Genomic DNA, 15253 nt, shown 5'->3' with positions numbered 1-15253 from the left:
AAAGCCGAGCGCAGCGACTAAGCGTCGTAGTCCGCGTCGAAGCGGTCTTCCATCTCACGCTCCGTGCCCTCGATGTCACGAGGGTTCTGGCCGCGGCTCCGCTCGGGCTGCTGGCCCTGCGGCCGGCCGCCGTGCTGGCCCTGCTGCTGGCCGCGCTGGCCGGCCCGCTCACGGGCCTCGCCCATCTTCTGGCCGGCCTGGTGCTTCTTCTCCTGGAACTGGTCCTTCATACCCATGTGGGTTCACTCCTGTGGTGAGCGAGGGCGGGGGACTCGGCCCCTGGGACGGACCCCGGGGACCGCCCTCTGGTTCGGCCCTTCGGTGGGGCCTCGACCAGATTCACACGGGCGAACACGCTGCGCATGTCGATCAGTTACGGTGCGTAGCGCGAGCCTCCTCATCAGCCGCCCCACCTGCGCCGACGAGTCCCGACCGCATCCCCTGAAGGCGCGGTGCGAACCGCCGCATCTCGCGCTGCCCGACGGTCCCGATGAGCCCCGGAAGGTAGCCGCGCACGCCCTGCATGCCGCGCAGCCACCACTGCCCGTACACGTGCGCCGAGCGCCGCTCGATCCCGGCGACGATCCGGTCCACCGCCGGGCCCAGCGGGTACGTCTTGTTCGACGGCCACGGCAGCCGCTGCCGCAGCTCCCGCATCACGTCGTCCTGGTCGGCGCCGCGCACCATGTCGGTGTCGGTCCAGGACAGGTAGCCGACGCCGACGCCCACGCCCTGGTAGCCGACCTCGGCGCGCAGACTGTGCGCGTACGCCTCCACCCCGGACTTGGAGGCGCAGTACGCGCTCATCATCGGCGCCGGGGTCATCGCGGCCAGCGAGGCGATCTGCAGCAGGTAGCCGCGGCTCTCGACCAGCACCGGCAGGAACGCGCGGGCGGTGACCGCCGAGCCGATCAGGTTGACCTCGATCACCCGCCGCCAGGCCACCGGGTCGGAGTCGGCGAACGGACCGCCGGTCGCCACACCGGCGTTGGCGACCACGATGTCCACCTTGCCGAACCGCTCCTTGACCTCCTGCGCGACCCGGCTCATCGTCTCGTGGTCGGTGACGTCGGCGTACCAGTAGGCGCTGTCGCCGTGCAGCCGCCCGGAGACCTCCTTGAGCGCCTCCTCCTCCAGACCGACCAGCGCCACCTTCGCGCCGCGCGCGGAGAGCTTGCGCGCCAGCAGTTCGCCGACGCCGCGCGCCGCTCCGGTCACGACGGCGACCTGCCCCTGGAGACCGACCCTGCTCATGCGCCCTCCTTGATGTCCTGCACGGGGATGGACCCGGACCCGGTGGCGGTTCCGGTGACGTAGGTGGTGACGAGTTCGCGGATCCTGGCGGTCACCTGACCGGGAGCCTCGATGGGGGTCATGTGGCCGACACCGGGCAGTTCGGTGAGGCCGACGCAGTGCGGCAGTGCGGCGGCCAGCGCGCGGGCGTGCACGGGGGGCGTGAGCCGGTCGGACGCGCCGTGCACCACCGCGGTGGGCGCGTGCAACTGCCGTACGCCGTGGTCCAGGTCGAGTGCGGCGAGCACACCGGCCCAGGCGTGGCGCACGGCGCGCGGGCAGGCGTGCACGATCCGCGCGCAGGCCTCCACCATGTGCGGGGCGGAACCGGCGCCCATGGTGCCGTACTTGAGGATCCGCATCGCGAGCGGCGTCACCGGCCCGAGGGGGGCACGCGAACCGAGGATGCGCCCGGTGATCCAGGTGCGCGTCCGGCCGGCGCGCAGCGGCACCACCAGCGACTCGGCGACCAGCCGGGAACTGCCCGTGCTGCACAGCAGGACGGCGGCCGCGTGCTCGCGGAATCGGGGGCGCGCGGCGGCCGCCATGACCGTCATGCCGCCCATGGAGTGGCCGACGACCAGGGCCTTCTCCCCCGGCGCGAGCGTCTGCGCGAGGACCGCCTCGAGGTCGTCCGCGAGCGCGTCGGTGGTGCAGGCGGGGCTCGCGGGACTGCGCCCGTGCCCGCGCTGGTCGTAGGCGATCAGCCGGTGCCCGGTGGCCAACTCCCGTATCTGCGCCGCCCAGAAGGCGGTCGAGCAGGTCCAGCCGTGGGAGAGGACGACCGCGGGCGCGTCGTCGGGTCCGTGCACCTCGACGTGCAGCGGCGCCCCGTCGGCGGAGACGGCGGTGAGGGTGCGGGCGGGGGTGGGCGGGGCGTACGGGCCGGTGGCCACGGAGAGGCCGCGGCTCATGCGACGGCCTCGCTCTTCTCGCCGGCCGTCCGCGCGGCGGGCGTTCCCGGCCTGCGCAGCAGCTCGTACTCCGCCAGGTCGACCCGCCGGGTCGCGCGCCGGAACTCGGTGGTCGTACCGGGCCAGATGGTGGTGTTGCGGCCGCTCGGGTCGAGGTACCAGCTGGTGCAGCCGCCGGTGTTCCACACGGTCCGCTTCATGCGCTCCTGGACCCGGTCGTTCCAGTCCTCGACGGCCGCCGGCCGGGCATCGAGGGCCGTGCGGCCTCCCCCGGTGCCCTGAGGGCCTGGGGGGACCCCCAGGACGTCCAACTGGCGCATGTAGTCCGCCAGATAGTTCAGCTGGGACTCGATCATGAGGATCATGGAGGAGTTCCCGAGGCCGGTGTTCGGCCCGATGATCGTCATGAAGTTCGGGAACCCGGCCGCCGAGGCGCCGCGCAGGGCCCGCATGCCGTCCTTCCAGGACTCGGCGAGCGTGCGGCCCTCCGCCCCGACCACCCGCTCGGCGATCGGCATGTCCGTGACGTGGAAGCCCGTACCGAAGATGATCGCGTCGACCTCGGCCTCGGTGCCGTCGGCGGCGACGACCGTCGAGCCGCGGACCTCGCTCAGCCCGCTCGCGACCACGTCGACGTTGGGCCGGGCCAGTGCCGGGTAGTACGCGCTGGACAGCAGGATCCGCTTGCAGCCGATGCGGTAGTCGGGGGTCAGCTTGGCGCGCAGGGCCGGGTCCTTGACGGCGCGGGCCATGTTGCGCTTCGCGAGCCGCTCGACCAGGCCGAGTTCGTCGGGGTGCTTGGTGAACGCCTGCACCTGCAGCTCCCGGATGCCCCACAGCACCCCGCGCCGCACCTGGGTGGTGAAGGGCAGCGCCCGGTGCAGCCGGCGTTCGGCGCCGCCGATGGCGCGGTCCACCCGGGGCATGACCCAGGCCGGGGTGCGCTGGAAGAGGGTGAGCCGGCCGACCCGGGGCTGGATGGCGGGCACGATCTGAATGGCGGAGGCGCCGGTGCCGACCATGGCGACGCGCTTGCCGCGCAGGTCGTAGTCGTGGTCCCAGCGGGCGGAGTGGAAGACCTTGCCCGGGAAGGAGGCGAGCCCGGGGATCTCGGGGATCCTCGGCTCGGACAGCGGCCCGGTGGCGGAGACGACGACGTCGGCGGTGAGCGTGCCGCGGGCGGTCTCGATCTCCCACCGCAGGTTCTCGCCGTCCCAGCGCATCATCTTCACCTCGGAGTCGAAGCGGATGTGCGGGCGCAGTCCGAAGGTGTCGGTGACGTGCTCCAGGTAGGCGCGGATGTGCTCCTGCCCGGAGAAGGTGCGCGGCCAGTCGGGGTTGGGGGCGAAGGAGAAGGAGTACAGGTGGGAGGGCACGTCGCAGGCGCACCCGGGATAGCTGTTGTCCCGCCAGGTGCCGCCGACGCTGTCGGCCCGCTCCAGGACGACGAAGTCGGTGATCCCCTCCCGGCGCAGCCGCACCGCGGCCCCCAGCCCGCCGAACCCGGACCCGATCACCGCCACCCGTACATGCTCGTGCTCGGCCATCCCGACGCCTCCACGCATCGCCTCGGACCCTGCCAGTGAACACTGGCGCAATGGGACTGTAGAGCAGCTCCGTACCGAGCGGTAGGGGGTGCGGGAAGGAAAGTTACCGGCGGTACACCCTAGGCTGCGACTGTGGCAGAGGAAGCGGAACACCCGGAGGCCGGGCCGGCGGCGCGGCGCGAGTACCGCATGGAGGAACTGGCCCGCCTGGCCGGCATCACCGTGCGCACCCTGCGTTTCTACCGTGAGCGCAAGCTGATCCCACCGCCCCGCCGGGAGGGCCGTATCGCCTGGTACGACGACCACCACCTGGCCCGCCTGCGCACCATCGCCGCCCTGCTGGAGCGCGGCCACACCCTGAACGGCATCGCCGAACTCGCCGAGGCCCTCGACCAGGGCCGCGACGTCGCCGACCTGCTCGGCGTCGGCACCCCCACCGAAGAGGAACCGATCCGCCTCACCCCCGAGGAACTCGCCGCCCGCTTCGAGGGCGAGGTCACCCCCGAGAACCTGGCCGCCGCCATGGACCTCGGCTACCTCGGCACCGACGGCGACCAGATCGTCCACATCAGCCGCCGCCTGCTGGACGTCTCCTCCGCGCTGGTCCGCGAGGGCATCCCGCTCGCCGAGGTCCTCACCGCCGGCGCCCGCGTCCGCGAACACGCCGAGGCCCTGGCCGCCCTCTTCGCCGACCTGATCCTCCGCCACGCCCCCGAGGAGGACCTCCACCGCCTGCGCCCGCTGGCCCGCAGCGTGGTGGAGGCGGAACTGTCGCTGGCGATGGACCGGCGGATGACGAAACGGGACTGACCGTGAGGGCCGTTTCCGCTAGCGGTCGTAGACGACGGTCACCGGCGCGTGGTCGGACCACCGCTCGGCATGCGTGGCGGCCCGCTCGACGACGGCCTTGACCGCCCTGCCCGCGAGCCCGGGCGTGGAGACGTGGTAGTCGATCCTCCATCCGGAATCGTTGTCGAAGGCCCGCCCCCGGTACGACCACCACGTGTACGGCCCCTCCACGCCGGGGTGCAGGGCGCGGACGACGTCCACGTAGCCACCGTCACCACCCGCGAGCACCCGTCCGAGCCAGTCCCGTTCCTCGGGCAGGAAGCCGGAGTTCCTGGTGTTGCCGCGCCAGTTCTTCAGGTCGGCCTGCTGGTGGGCGATGTTCCAGTCGCCGCAGACGAGGACGTCGCGGCCGTCGGCGGCGGCCCGCTCCCGCAGCTCCTTCAGGTAGGCCAGGAACTCCCCCATGAACCGGAGCTTCTCGTCCTGCCGCTCGGTGCCGACCTCGCCGGAGGGCAGGTAGAGGGAGGCGACGGTGACACCGGGCAGGTCGGCCTCGACGTACCGGCCCGCGCCGTCGAACTCGGCGGAGCCGAAACCGACCTGGACGCGGTCGGGCTCGCGGCGCGTGTAGAGGGAGACGCCGGCGCGGCCCTTGGCGGCGGCCGGGGCGTGCACGACGTGCCAGCCGTCGGGCTGCCGCACCTCCTCGGACAGCTGGTGCGGCTCGGCGCGCACCTCCTGCAGGCAGACGACGTCCGCGGAGGTGCCGGCCAGCCACTCCACGAAGCCCTTCTTGGCGGCGGCCCGCAGTCCGTTCACGTTCACCGAGGTCACAGTCAGCACCAGGGCACGATACCGGCACACTGGACGGGTCCCGATCCCATCCTCTGCATAGAAGTACGATGCCTAGCATGAATATTCGTCGCGTCCGATTCGACCATCCCGACGCCGTCAAGCTGAACGACGAGGTCCAGGCCGAGTACGCCCTGCGCTACGGCGACGACGGCGACGCCACCGTCCTCGCCGCGACCGACTTCGACCCGCCCCGGGGCGTGTACCTGATCGCGTACGACGACCGCGACCGCCCGGTGGCCACCGGCGGCTGGCGCAGCCAGGACAGCAACGGCGTGGGCAACGAGGACGGCGACGCGGAGCTGAAGCGGATGTTCGTGGTCGCGCAGATGCGCGGCCGGGGCCTGGCCCGCCGGATGCTCGCGGCCCTGGAGGAGGACGCCCGCACGGCCGGCCGCGTCCGCATGGTCCTGGAGACCGGCACCAAGCAGCCGGAGGCCATCGCCCTGTACACCTCCGCCGGCTACGAGCCCTGCACCAAGTTCGGCTACTACCGCCACCACGAGGAGAGCCGCTGCTACGCGAAGCGGCTGTGAGCGACTTCGGCGCCTGGAGGGGCTGTTCGCCACCCGGGAAGTGGTGGGCGCCCCGGCGCACCGACTCATCGGCGCGAAAACGACGAGATCCCGACCTGACGGTGACCGTCTGATCGGGATCTCGTGCTGCGTGGACCTGAGGGGATTTGAACCCCTGGCCCCCTCGATGCGAACGAGGTGCGCTACCGGACTGCGCCACAGGCCCTTGCAACGAGTGAAACTCTAGCATCCCCGCCGGGGTGCTTGGAAATCCGTTCCCTGACTGGTCAGGGGCGGGCTCCCGGGGGCCTCACTCGTTGGCCGCGCGCGGCCGGCCGCCGTCCTCGTACTGGTCGAAGAGGGGGGTGCGGCCGCGGCCGCGGGCCCGGCGGGCGGAGGCGGCGCGGCGGGCGTCGGTGCGGCCGTCCGCCGGCTTCTCCTCGAACGGGGGTTCCTCCGCCCCGGCCTGCGGCGCGTGGTGCGCCTCCTGCTCCGGAACGACCGAACTGCTGCGCGCCGAACTCCAGGTGTCCGGCGCCCCGAGGTCCACGTCGCTGGTCGCGCGGGGCGCGACCGGTGCGGTGACGTACGTCGGCAGGGGGACCGGCACCGGGTCCCAGCTGTCGCCGTGGCCGGGCCGCTGCCGGCGTTCGCGCTGCTGGTCGACCCACTCGGCGTGGTCGGTCTGCTCGACGAGGGCGCGGCGGTCGGCGGCGAGCGCGGAAAGGCCGGGGTCGGTCTCGGTCCCCGGTCCCTCGTCCGTGTCGCCGGCCGTGGCACCCCCCTCCAGGGGCGCGCGCCGGCGCGGCTGGCGCTCGCGCAGGCGCTGGGCCGCGGCCTCGGCCTGCCGGCGGTCCATCTGGTAGGCGAAGCGGCGGCGTTCCTGGGAGCGCAGGTAGGCGATGTACGCGCTGAGCATGACGGCGGGGACGCCGGGGGCCCACAGGAACGCGAGGCCGCCCACAGCGGCGACGATCGCGCCGAGGGTGAAGGCGAGGAAGAGCATCACGGTGGTGCGCCGGCGGCGCGCGAGCACCTTCGAGCGCCGGGCGCGTGCCGCTGCCGCCTGCCCCGACGGGGAGTGCCGCTCGGCCGGTCCGCGTTTCTGCGCGGGCACGGTGCCGGCGGCGGGAGCCGTCCGGGGTGCCGGGGTGGGCGCCGGAGCGGGTGCCGGGGCGGCGTGCTGCTCGCGCGCCGGTTCCGCCCGCCCGGCCGTCTGCGGGCCGGTGTCCACCCGGACCTGACGGCGGGTCGGAGGCATGGCGAAGGCCCGGACGTCCACCGAGTCGGTGGCGGCGTCCGGATCCCCGGCGTCCGGCTCCCCCTCCTGGGTGGAGCGCGCCCGCAGGTCCTTGGCGTACCGGCGCTCCATGCCCGCCCGTCCGGACAGCAGCCGGATGGCTGTACTGAAGCGTTCCGTCGGACGGGCCTCGTTCAGCTCGTCCTGCCTACGGAGCCACATCGGCACCAAGTAGGCGGCCCAGGCCCCGACGATGACTGCGTAGATGAGGCCGCTGCTGCTCACGCCTCACACGGTAGAGGGGTTTGCGTGAGGCCATCTGCCAATTGCGCCGGTGTGTCGCACGATCCGGCTGATATTTCCAGCTTTTTTTGCCATCGATGCGATCAGCGGACCGCCGAAGTCGCGAAATGAATGTCCGGAGACGGTCATCGGCCGATCAATTTCGAACACTTATTCAATTTCCGGGCCAGGCGGGATTCCCCGGTCCCGAGGCGCGCTGCTCGCGCGCGGAACGGGTCCGCCGCCAGCGCCCGAGCAGCCCCTCGGGCACTTCCTCCGCGGTGAGCGCGAAGACGAGGTGGTCGCGCCAGGCTCCGTCGATGTGCAGATAACGCGGCCTGAGCCCCTCCTCGCGGAATCCGAGTTTCTCCACGACCCGGCGGCTGGGCCGGTTCTCGGGGCGAATGCAGACCTCGACGCGGTGCAGCCCGACGGTACGGAAACAGTGGTCCACCGCGAGGGCGACGGCCGTCGGCATGACACCGCGTCCGGCCACCGACTCGTCCACCCAGTAGCCGACGTGCCCCGAGCACATCGAGCCCCAGGTGATCCCGGCGACCGTCAACTGCCCGACGAGCTGCCCCTGGTACTCGATGACGAACGGCAGCATCCGGCCCGCGTTGGCCTCCGAGCGCAGGTGCCGCACCATCTGGCGGTACGTCGGCCGGTGCACGATCGGGCCGCTCGGCGTGGGCGGCGGGATGGTCGCCTCCCAGGGGCGCAGCCACTCCCGGTTGCGCCGGTTCACCTCACGCCAGACCCGCTGGTCGCGCAGCCTTATCGGGCGGAGGACGACGTCACCGTCCGCCAGCACGACGGGCCAGGAAGGGCTGTTCAGCTCGCACCCCCACTACCGGCGGGTCTCGGGTGGTCGCCGCCGCGGATCTGGTCGACGGCGTGCGCCAGCAGGGGCTCCAGGACGGCCAGCCCGTCCCGGACCCCGCCGGTGGAGCCCGGCAGGTTGACGATCAGCGTCCGCCCGGCCACCCCGGCCAGGCCCCGGGACAGCGCCGCGGTCGGCACCTTCTCCCGGCCGAAGGCGCGGATGGCCTCGGCGATGCCCGGCACCTCGTGGTCGATGACGCTCCGGGTCGCCTCGGGGGTGCGGTCCGTGGGCGAGATGCCGGTGCCGCCGGTGGTGACGACGACGTCGTACCCGGCCTCGACGGCGGCGCGCAGGGCCGCAGCCACCGGGTCGCCGTCGGGCACGACCCGGGGGCCGTCGACGCTGAACCCGAAGCCCTTCAGGCCGTCGGCGACCAGCGGGCCGCCCTTGTCCTCGTAGACGCCCGAGGCAGCCCGGTTGGAGGCGGTGACCACCAGCGCGCGGTAGCTCATGACCGGCTCCAGTCGCCCGACTTGCCGCCCGTCTTCTCCTCGACCCTCACGTCCGTGATGACCGCTCCCTTGTCGACCGCCTTGACCATGTCGATCACGGTGAGCGCGGCGACGGAGACCGCGGTGAGGGCCTCCATCTCGACGCCCGTGCGGTCCGTCGTCCTCACGGTGGCCCAGATCTCCACGGCGTCGTCCGCGACCGACAGGTCCAGTTTCACACCGGACACCGACAGCGGGTGACACAGGGGGATCAGGTCCGGCGTGCGCTTGGCGCCCATGATGCCCGCGATGCGCGCGGTGGCCAGGGCGTCGCCCTTGGGGACGCCCTCCCCGCGCAGCAGCTCGACCACGCGGGGTGACACCAGGACGCGGCCGCTCGCGCGCGCGGTGCGCGCGGTCACGTCCTTGCCGGACACGTCGACCATGCGGGCCGCGCCCGCCTCGTCGAGGTGGGTCAGGTGGTCCTGTGCAGGGGCTCCGGGGGTCTCCCCCCGGGAAGGCTCAGTCATGCGGTGTGGCGCTCCCGGTCCGGGCCCGTCGCGGTGCGGTGCTGGGGCCTGCTGTGCGCGACACGGTACCGCCAACCGGTCGGGCTCAGCCGAGCAGGACCACCTCGACCTCGGCCCCGGGCGCCACGGACTCGGTGTCCTCGGGGACGACGATCAGTGCGTCGGCGCGCGCGAGCGCCCCGATCAGGTGGGAGCCGGCGCCGCCGACGGGGGTGACCTCGCCGTCGGCGTACGTGCCGCGCAGAAACTGCCGGCGGCCCTTCGGGGAGCCGAGCGCCCGGTCGGTTCTCAGGGTGGCCCGGGTGCGGGGCCGGTGGACGTCGTCCAGGCCCATCAGGGTGCGGATCGCGGGGCGGACGAACAGCTCGAAGGAGACGTACGACGACACCGGGTTGCCCGGCAGGGCCAGCAGCGGGGTGTGGTCGCGGCCGATGGAGCCGAAGCCCTGGGGTTTGCCGGGCTGCATGGCGAGCCTGCGGAACTCCACTCCGCTGCCGGGCTCGTCCTCGTCCCCGGCGTACGACAGCGCCTCCTTGACCACGTCGTACGCTCCGACGCTCACCCCGCCGGTGGTCACCAGCAGGTCGGCGCGGATGAGCTGGTCCTCGATGGCGGCGCGCAGGGTGTCGGCGTCGTCGGCGACGGCGCCGACCCGGTAGGCGATGGCGCCGGCGTCCCGGGCGGCCGCGGTGAGGGCGAAGCTGTTGGAGTCGTAGATCCGGCCGGGGCCCAGTTCCTCGCCGGGCTGGACGAGTTCGCTGCCGGTGGACATGACGACCACGCGCGGGCGCGGGCGCACCCGGACCGTGCCCCGGCCGATCGCGGCGAGCAGCGCGATCTGCGGCGGGCCGAGGACCGTGCCGGCCTCCAGGGCGAGGTCGCCGGCCTTCACGTCGCTGCCCTGGGCGCGTACGTGCGCGCGCGCCTCGGCGGGGCGGTGCACGCGCACCTGCCCCTGGGCGCCCTCGGGGGCCAGGCTGCGGGCCCGCATCCCGGTCACGGGGCCCTCGCCGAGCCCTCCGTCGGTCCACTCCACGGGGACGACGGCCTCGGCGCCCGGCGGCAGCGGGGCGCCGGTCATGATGCGGGCCGCCTGGCCGGGGCCGACCCGGAGCAGGCCGCCCGCGCCCGCCGCGACGTCCCCGACGACCTCCAGGACGGCCGGGAACTCCTCACTGGCGCCCGCCACGTCCGCGACCCGCACCGCGTACCCGTCCATGGAGCTGTTGTCGAACGGCGGCAGGGCCACCGGCACCGTGACGTCGTCGACCAGGACGCAGCCCTGGGCGTCGAGCAGGTGCAGTTCGATGGGCTCCAGGGGGCGGACCGTGGCGAGGATGTCCTCCAGGTGCTCGTCCACCGACCACAGGTCGTCCGGGCCGGCGGGGCGGGTCGCGGCGCTGCTCAACTCTGCTGCATCTCCTCGGCTACGTAACTGCGGAGCCAGGTCCGGAAGTCCGGGCCCAGGTCCTCACGTTCGCACGCGAGTCTGACAATGGCACGCAGATAGTCGCTCCGGTCGCCGGTGTCGTAGCGGCGGCCCGTGAAGACGACGCCGTGCACCGGTCCGCCGACCTTCTCGTCCTGGGCGAGCTGCTGGAGGGCGTCGGTGAGCTGGATCTCGCCGCCGCGCCCGGGCTCGGTCTTGCGCAGTATGTCGAAGACGTGCGGGTCGAGGACGTAGCGGCCGATGATCGCGTAGTTCGACGGGGCGTCCGCCGGGTCCGGCTTCTCGACCAGTCCGGTCACCCTAACCACGTCGCCCTCGGCGGTGGTCTCCACGGCCGCGCAGCCGTAGAGGTGGACCTGCTCGGGCGCGACCTCCATGAGGGCGACCACGCTGCCGCCGTGCTGCTCCTGGACCGCGATCATGCGCTGCAGCAGGGGGTCGCGCGGGTCGATCAGGTCGTCGCCGAGGAGCACGGCGAAGGGCTCCTGGCCGACGTGCGGGGCGGCGCACAGCACCGCGTGGCCGAGGCCCCGGGGGTCGCCCTGGCGCACGTAGTGCATGGTGGCCAGGTCGCTGGACTCCTGCACCTTCGCGAGCCGCTCGGCGTCGCCCTTCTTCTCGAGCGCCGACTCGAGCTCGTAGTTGCGGTCGAAGTGGTCCTCCAGCGGGCGCTTGTTGCGCCCGGTGATCATGAGGACGTCGTCGAGCCCCGCCGACACGGCCTCCTCGACCACGTACTGGATCGCGGGCTTGTCGACGACCGGCAGCATCTCCTTGGGAGTGGCTTTGGTGGCCGGGAGGAACCGGGTGCCAAGGCCTGCCGCGGGAATGACAGCCTTACTGATCCGGGGGTGGGACTGAGTCATGTCCGCAACTTTATCCGGTGCCTTTGTGGGGAATCTGTGGCTCCGGTGAGTTGGCCCTCATATGAGCACATCGCGTGCGAGCACATGAAGAAAGGCGCGGGAACGACCAGTGGAACACGACGGACGCGGGGCCGATCCTGACAAGCGCACATGGCGGCGGGAGTTCCTCGCGGTGAGGAGCGGGTTGCCGGGAGATGTCGTTCGGGCGGCGGGCGACGCGCTGGCCGAGCGCGCCCTCGGACTGCCCGAACTGGCGGGTGCGCGCACGGTCGCGGCGTACGTCTCCGTCGGCGGCGAGCCCGGCACCCTGGCGCTGCTGGACGCCCTGCGCGCGCGGGGGGTGCGCGTCCTGCTGCCCGCCCTGCTGCCCGACAACGACCTGGACTGGGGCGAGTACGCCGGCCCCGACTCCCTCGCGCGCGTCCGACACGGCGGGAAGATGGCCCTGTTCGAGCCGTCCGGGGAACGCCTCGGGCCGGCCGCGGTGACCGCGGCGGACGTCGTGCTGCTGCCCGGGCTCGCGGTCGACGCGCGCGGGATGCGCCTGGGCCGCGGCGGAGGGTCGTACGACCGGGTCCTCGACCGGCTGGAGCGCGCGGGCGCGCGCCCCGCGCTCGTGGTGCTCCTCTACGACACCGAGGTCGTCGCCCGCGTCCCCGCGGAGGCCCACGACCGGCCGGTGCACGCGGTGGTGACGCCCTCGGGGGTGCGCCGCTTCCCGCGCGGCTGAGCCCGGTGTGCCTGGTACGGGAAACGGCCCTCCACGCGCGCGTGGAGGGCCGTTTCCCGTCGTGCCGTCAGTGGCTCACGGCTTCAGGACGAGGGTGTCGCTCGTGCTCCGGTCGACCGCCTTGTCCGAGAACGACCAGGGCAGCAGCTCGCCCTTGGCCCACTTGTCGGTCTGGTCGGTGTAGTGGGCGCTGTAGGCGTGCCCGGAGGCGCCGGTGAGGTTGATCCACCTGGACTTGTCGAGGTCGGCGAGGTTGACCACCATCCGCATGGACGGCACCCAGACGACGCCGTAGCCGCCGGCGGCGTTCCAGCCGGTCGCGTCCACGGTGGCCTCGCCGCCGCTGAGCTTCCAGGGGCCGCGGTTGAGGACGTACTGCAGGATGCCCGGGCCCTCGGTGCCGAGGGTCTGGTTCTTCAGGAACAGGCGGTGCAGCCGGCCCCAGCTCCAGGTGTCGATGTCCTTGCCGAGCTTGGCGGTCAGCTCCCAGCGGGCGTCGATCATGGCCCGCTTGAACAGCGTGTCCCGGTCGGTGGCCTCGGGACGGGTGCCCGTCTTGGGAGCCTTCCACCAATCGCTGTCCGGCTTGTCCATCAGCTTGCGCACCACCTCGAACCAGCGGTCGCCGCCGTCGGGCTGGGCCTGGTCGGCGTCGCGCTCGCCGCACTCGCGCACCTTGGTGTCGTCGTCCACCGGACCGGTGCTGTCGATCTTGTCGACCCACAGGCACTGGCCCTTGACGCGCAGCTCCTTGGGGAGCTTGTTGCCGAAGGCGAGCTTGAGGACGTTGCGCCAGACGGCGTTGAAGTAGGCGGCCGCCGCGGAGTCCGCCTCCTGGGTGTAGTCCCAGCCCTCGAGCAGCTTCTGCGCCTGGCGGACGTCCTTGTCGTCGATGTTGATCTTCAGCAGCTTTGGCACCAGGAGCTTGGCGATCTCGCTGCTGTTGTCCAGCTGCATCTGCCGCATGTCGTCGGTGGAGATCTTGCCGCCGTCCTTGATCTTGGACTCGATCAGGTCGGTGATGCGCTGGCTGCGGGTGCCGTAGCCCCAGTCGGTGGTCAGCGTGTACGGGTACTTGTCCTGGTCGATCACGGCCTGGTTGGCGGTGACGATGTAGCCGCGCTTCGGGTTGTACTCGTAGGGCAGCTCGTCCTGCTTGACGAAGCCGGTCCACTTGTACTTCGAGTCCCAGCCCGGCGCCGGGATGGCGCCGTCGTCCACGGAGGAGCGGGTGGGGATCCGGCCCGGCAGCGTGTAGCCGATGTGGTCGTCGGTGTCGGCGTAGATCAGGTTCTGCGAGGGCACGTCGAACAGGGCCGCCGCGGCGCGGAAGTCGCTCCAGCCGGCCGCCCTGTCCAGGGCGAAGACGGCGTCCATGGAGGTGCCCGGGTCGAGCGCGGTCCACCTCAGGGCGATGCCGTAGCCGTCGCCGCGGTCGGGCGCGGCGGTGTTGACGGCGGCCTTCCGGCCCACCTGGACGAGTTCGTCGTCACGGTCGGACAACAGGGGCATGCCGTCCTGGGTCTGGCGGACGACGATCTTCTTGGCGGCGCCGCCGGCGACCTTGATGGTCTCCTCGCGGGTCCTGAAGGGCCGCACCTTGCCGTCGTACTGGTAGCCGTTCGCGGTGACCTTCTCCAGGTAGAGGTCGGTGACGTCGACCCCGGAGTTGGTCATGCCCCAGGCGATGTCCGCGTTGTGCCCGATGATCACACCGGGCATGCCGGCGAAGGTGTAGCCGGTGACGTCGTACTGGCAGGTGCTGGAGACGGTGCGGCAGTGCAGGCCCATCTGGTACCAGACGGACGGCAGCGACGCCGACAGGTGCGGGTCGTTGGCGAGCAGCGGCTTGCCGGTGATGGTGTACTTCCCGCCGACGACCCACGAGTTGGAGCCGATGCCCTGGCCGTTCACGCCGACGGCCGGGGGGACGTCGTCCAGGACCTTGTAGAGGCCCGCCAGCTGGCTCGTGAGGGCCGAACCGGTGCTGGACGAGGTGGAGGTGCCGGAGGTGCCGCTCGCACCCGTGGTGCCCCGGGCGGAGCCCGTGGTGCCCTGGGTGGAGCCGGGGGCGCCCTGGGCGGAGCCCGTGGCGCCGCTCTGGCGGAAGGCCCCGGCCAGGTCGTCGTACTGGCCTTCCTGGACGATCGGCTTGTTGCGGCTGTACGGGTACTCCGGGTACAGGTCCTGGATCTGCTGCGGGCCGAGGCGGCTGGTCATCAGGGCGCGGTCGATCTCGTCCTGCATGTTGCCGCGCAGGTCCCAGGCCATCGCCTTCAGCCAGGAGACGGAGTCGACCGGGGTCCACTTCTGCGGCTTGTAGTCGTTGGCGAAGCCCAGGGCCGCGTACTCCAGGGAGATGTCCTTGCCGTCCCTGCCCTGGAGGTAGGCGTTGACCCCCTTGGCGTACGCGTCGAGGTACTTCTTCGTGGAGTCCGACAGCTTGGTGTCGTACTCCTTCCTGGCGATCCGGTCCCAGCCGAGGGTGCGCAGGAACTCGTCGTTCTTGACCTGGCTCTTGCCGAACATCTCCGACAGGCGCCCGGAGGTCATGTGCCGGCGCACGTCCATCTCGTAGAACCGGTCCTGCGCCTGGACGTAGCCCTGCGCCATGAACAGGTCCTGGTCGGACGAGGCGTAGATCTGCGGGATGCCGTTGCCGTCCCGCTTGACGTCGACCGGGCCCGACAGGCCGTCGAGCGTGATCGATCCCTTGGTCTGCGGGAAGGAGGCGCGGACGGTGCTGATCGACCAGTACGCCCCGCCGGCGACGCACGCGATGACGGCCAGCACCAGCACGAGCACGATAAGTCGGGCTTTGCGCCCCTTCTTCCTGCCGGACTTGCCGGGCTTGTCACCCGTTGAGGCGGTGGTGTTGGGGGGCATCGCTGTCCTTGCTGTCCTAACGCGAGCGGCAGGCGGTCCTGG

At 72.2% G+C, this 15253-nt stretch carries 15 protein-coding genes and 1 tRNA gene; 3 read left to right on the top strand and 13 right to left on the bottom strand.

Features of this window, described 5'->3' with window-relative positions:
• Positions 1 to 17: 17 nt before the first annotated feature.
• The 4 genes from AQJ66_RS09450 to AQJ66_RS09435 all read right to left on the bottom strand — a co-directional run bounded on the left by AQJ66_RS09450 (position 18) and on the right by AQJ66_RS09435 (position 3754).
• Entirely contained in the window at positions 18 to 236 is a 219-nt protein-coding gene (locus tag AQJ66_RS09450; protein WP_061919054.1) for a hypothetical protein, read from the bottom strand.
• Positions 237 to 369: 133 nt separating this feature from the next.
• On the bottom strand, positions 370 to 1254 hold the full coding sequence (locus AQJ66_RS09445; protein WP_061919052.1) for an SDR family oxidoreductase: 885 nt from the start codon (positions 1252 to 1254) through the stop codon (positions 370 to 372).
• Positions 1251 to 2207, bottom strand: coding sequence for an alpha/beta fold hydrolase (locus AQJ66_RS09440; RefSeq protein WP_061919050.1), 957 nt, complete (start codon positions 2205 to 2207; stop codon positions 1251 to 1253). Before AQJ66_RS09440 ends, AQJ66_RS09445 begins: the two co-directional genes overlap by 4 nt.
• Complete coding sequence (locus AQJ66_RS09435; RefSeq protein ID WP_061919048.1) at positions 2204 to 3754, bottom strand: flavin-containing monooxygenase; 1551 nt, start codon at positions 3752 to 3754, stop codon at positions 2204 to 2206. Before AQJ66_RS09435 ends, AQJ66_RS09440 begins: the two co-directional genes overlap by 4 nt.
• A 189-nt stretch (positions 3755 to 3943) precedes the next feature.
• Here AQJ66_RS09435 and AQJ66_RS09430 point away from each other — a divergent pair, with 189 nt between their 5' ends.
• Entirely contained in the window at positions 3944 to 4564 is a 621-nt protein-coding gene (locus tag AQJ66_RS09430; protein ID WP_061919401.1) for a MerR family transcriptional regulator, read from the top strand.
• Between the two features lie 18 nt (positions 4565 to 4582).
• Here AQJ66_RS09430 and AQJ66_RS09425 read toward each other — a convergent pair whose 3' ends face one another.
• Complete coding sequence (locus tag AQJ66_RS09425; protein WP_061919046.1) at positions 4583 to 5386, bottom strand: exodeoxyribonuclease III; 804 nt, start codon at positions 5384 to 5386, stop codon at positions 4583 to 4585.
• 68 nt (positions 5387 to 5454) lie between these two features.
• Between AQJ66_RS09425 and AQJ66_RS09420 the strand changes: the two genes are divergently transcribed.
• Entirely contained in the window at positions 5455 to 5931 is a 477-nt protein-coding gene (locus tag AQJ66_RS09420; protein WP_208611319.1) for a GNAT family N-acetyltransferase, read from the top strand.
• 131 nt (positions 5932 to 6062) lie between these two features.
• On the opposite strand, the gene AQJ66_RS09415 is transcribed toward AQJ66_RS09420, so the two are convergent.
• The 7 genes from AQJ66_RS09415 to galU all read right to left on the bottom strand — a co-directional run bounded on the left by AQJ66_RS09415 (position 6063) and on the right by galU (position 11595).
• Positions 6063 to 6136 (bottom strand) — tRNA-Ala (locus AQJ66_RS09415).
• Positions 6137 to 6220: 84 nt separating this feature from the next.
• Positions 6221 to 7435 (bottom strand): divisome protein SepX/GlpR, encoded by a 1215-nt coding sequence (gene sepX, locus AQJ66_RS09410; protein ID WP_208611318.1) that lies wholly within the window; start codon positions 7433 to 7435, stop codon positions 6221 to 6223.
• Positions 7436 to 7607: 172 nt separating this feature from the next.
• Positions 7608 to 8246, bottom strand: coding sequence for a GNAT family N-acetyltransferase (locus AQJ66_RS09405; protein WP_061919042.1), 639 nt, complete (start codon positions 8244 to 8246; stop codon positions 7608 to 7610).
• A gap of 20 nt (positions 8247 to 8266) precedes the next feature.
• Entirely contained in the window at positions 8267 to 8770 is a 504-nt protein-coding gene (locus AQJ66_RS09400) for a MogA/MoaB family molybdenum cofactor biosynthesis protein (protein WP_061919040.1), read from the bottom strand.
• Positions 8767 to 9279 carry a cyclic pyranopterin monophosphate synthase MoaC gene (gene moaC / locus AQJ66_RS09395; RefSeq protein WP_061919038.1) on the bottom strand — a complete coding sequence of 171 codons (513 nt, stop codon included), beginning with the start codon at positions 9277 to 9279 and terminating at the stop codon, positions 8767 to 8769. Before moaC ends, AQJ66_RS09400 begins: the two co-directional genes overlap by 4 nt.
• Positions 9280 to 9364: 85 nt before the next feature.
• Entirely contained in the window at positions 9365 to 10687 is a 1323-nt protein-coding gene (gene glp / locus AQJ66_RS09390) for a molybdotransferase-like divisome protein Glp (RefSeq protein ID WP_061919036.1), read from the bottom strand.
• Positions 10684 to 11595, bottom strand: coding sequence for a UTP--glucose-1-phosphate uridylyltransferase GalU (gene galU, locus AQJ66_RS09385; protein WP_061919033.1), 912 nt, complete (start codon positions 11593 to 11595; stop codon positions 10684 to 10686). Before galU ends, glp begins: the two co-directional genes overlap by 4 nt.
• 109 nt (positions 11596 to 11704) lie before the next feature.
• On the opposite strand from galU, the gene AQJ66_RS09380 reads away from it, so the two are divergent.
• Positions 11705 to 12325: a 5-formyltetrahydrofolate cyclo-ligase gene (locus AQJ66_RS09380; protein ID WP_079060151.1), complete on the top strand. Its 621-nt coding sequence runs from the start codon at positions 11705 to 11707 to the stop codon at positions 12323 to 12325.
• A 75-nt stretch (positions 12326 to 12400) separates the two neighbouring features.
• Here the strand turns inward: AQJ66_RS09380 and AQJ66_RS09375 are convergent, their stop codons facing one another.
• Positions 12401 to 15211, bottom strand: coding sequence for a penicillin acylase family protein (locus AQJ66_RS09375; RefSeq protein WP_061919029.1), 2811 nt, complete (start codon positions 15209 to 15211; stop codon positions 12401 to 12403).
• Positions 15212 to 15253 lie beyond the last annotated feature (42 nt).

The organism is Streptomyces bungoensis, from assembly GCF_001514215.1.
GTDB classification, from domain to species: Bacteria; Actinomycetota; Actinomycetes; order Streptomycetales; family Streptomycetaceae; genus Streptomyces; species Streptomyces bungoensis.
Note: the sequence above shows the minus strand (reverse complement) of the source record. Positions and strands in the feature narration are given on the sequence as shown.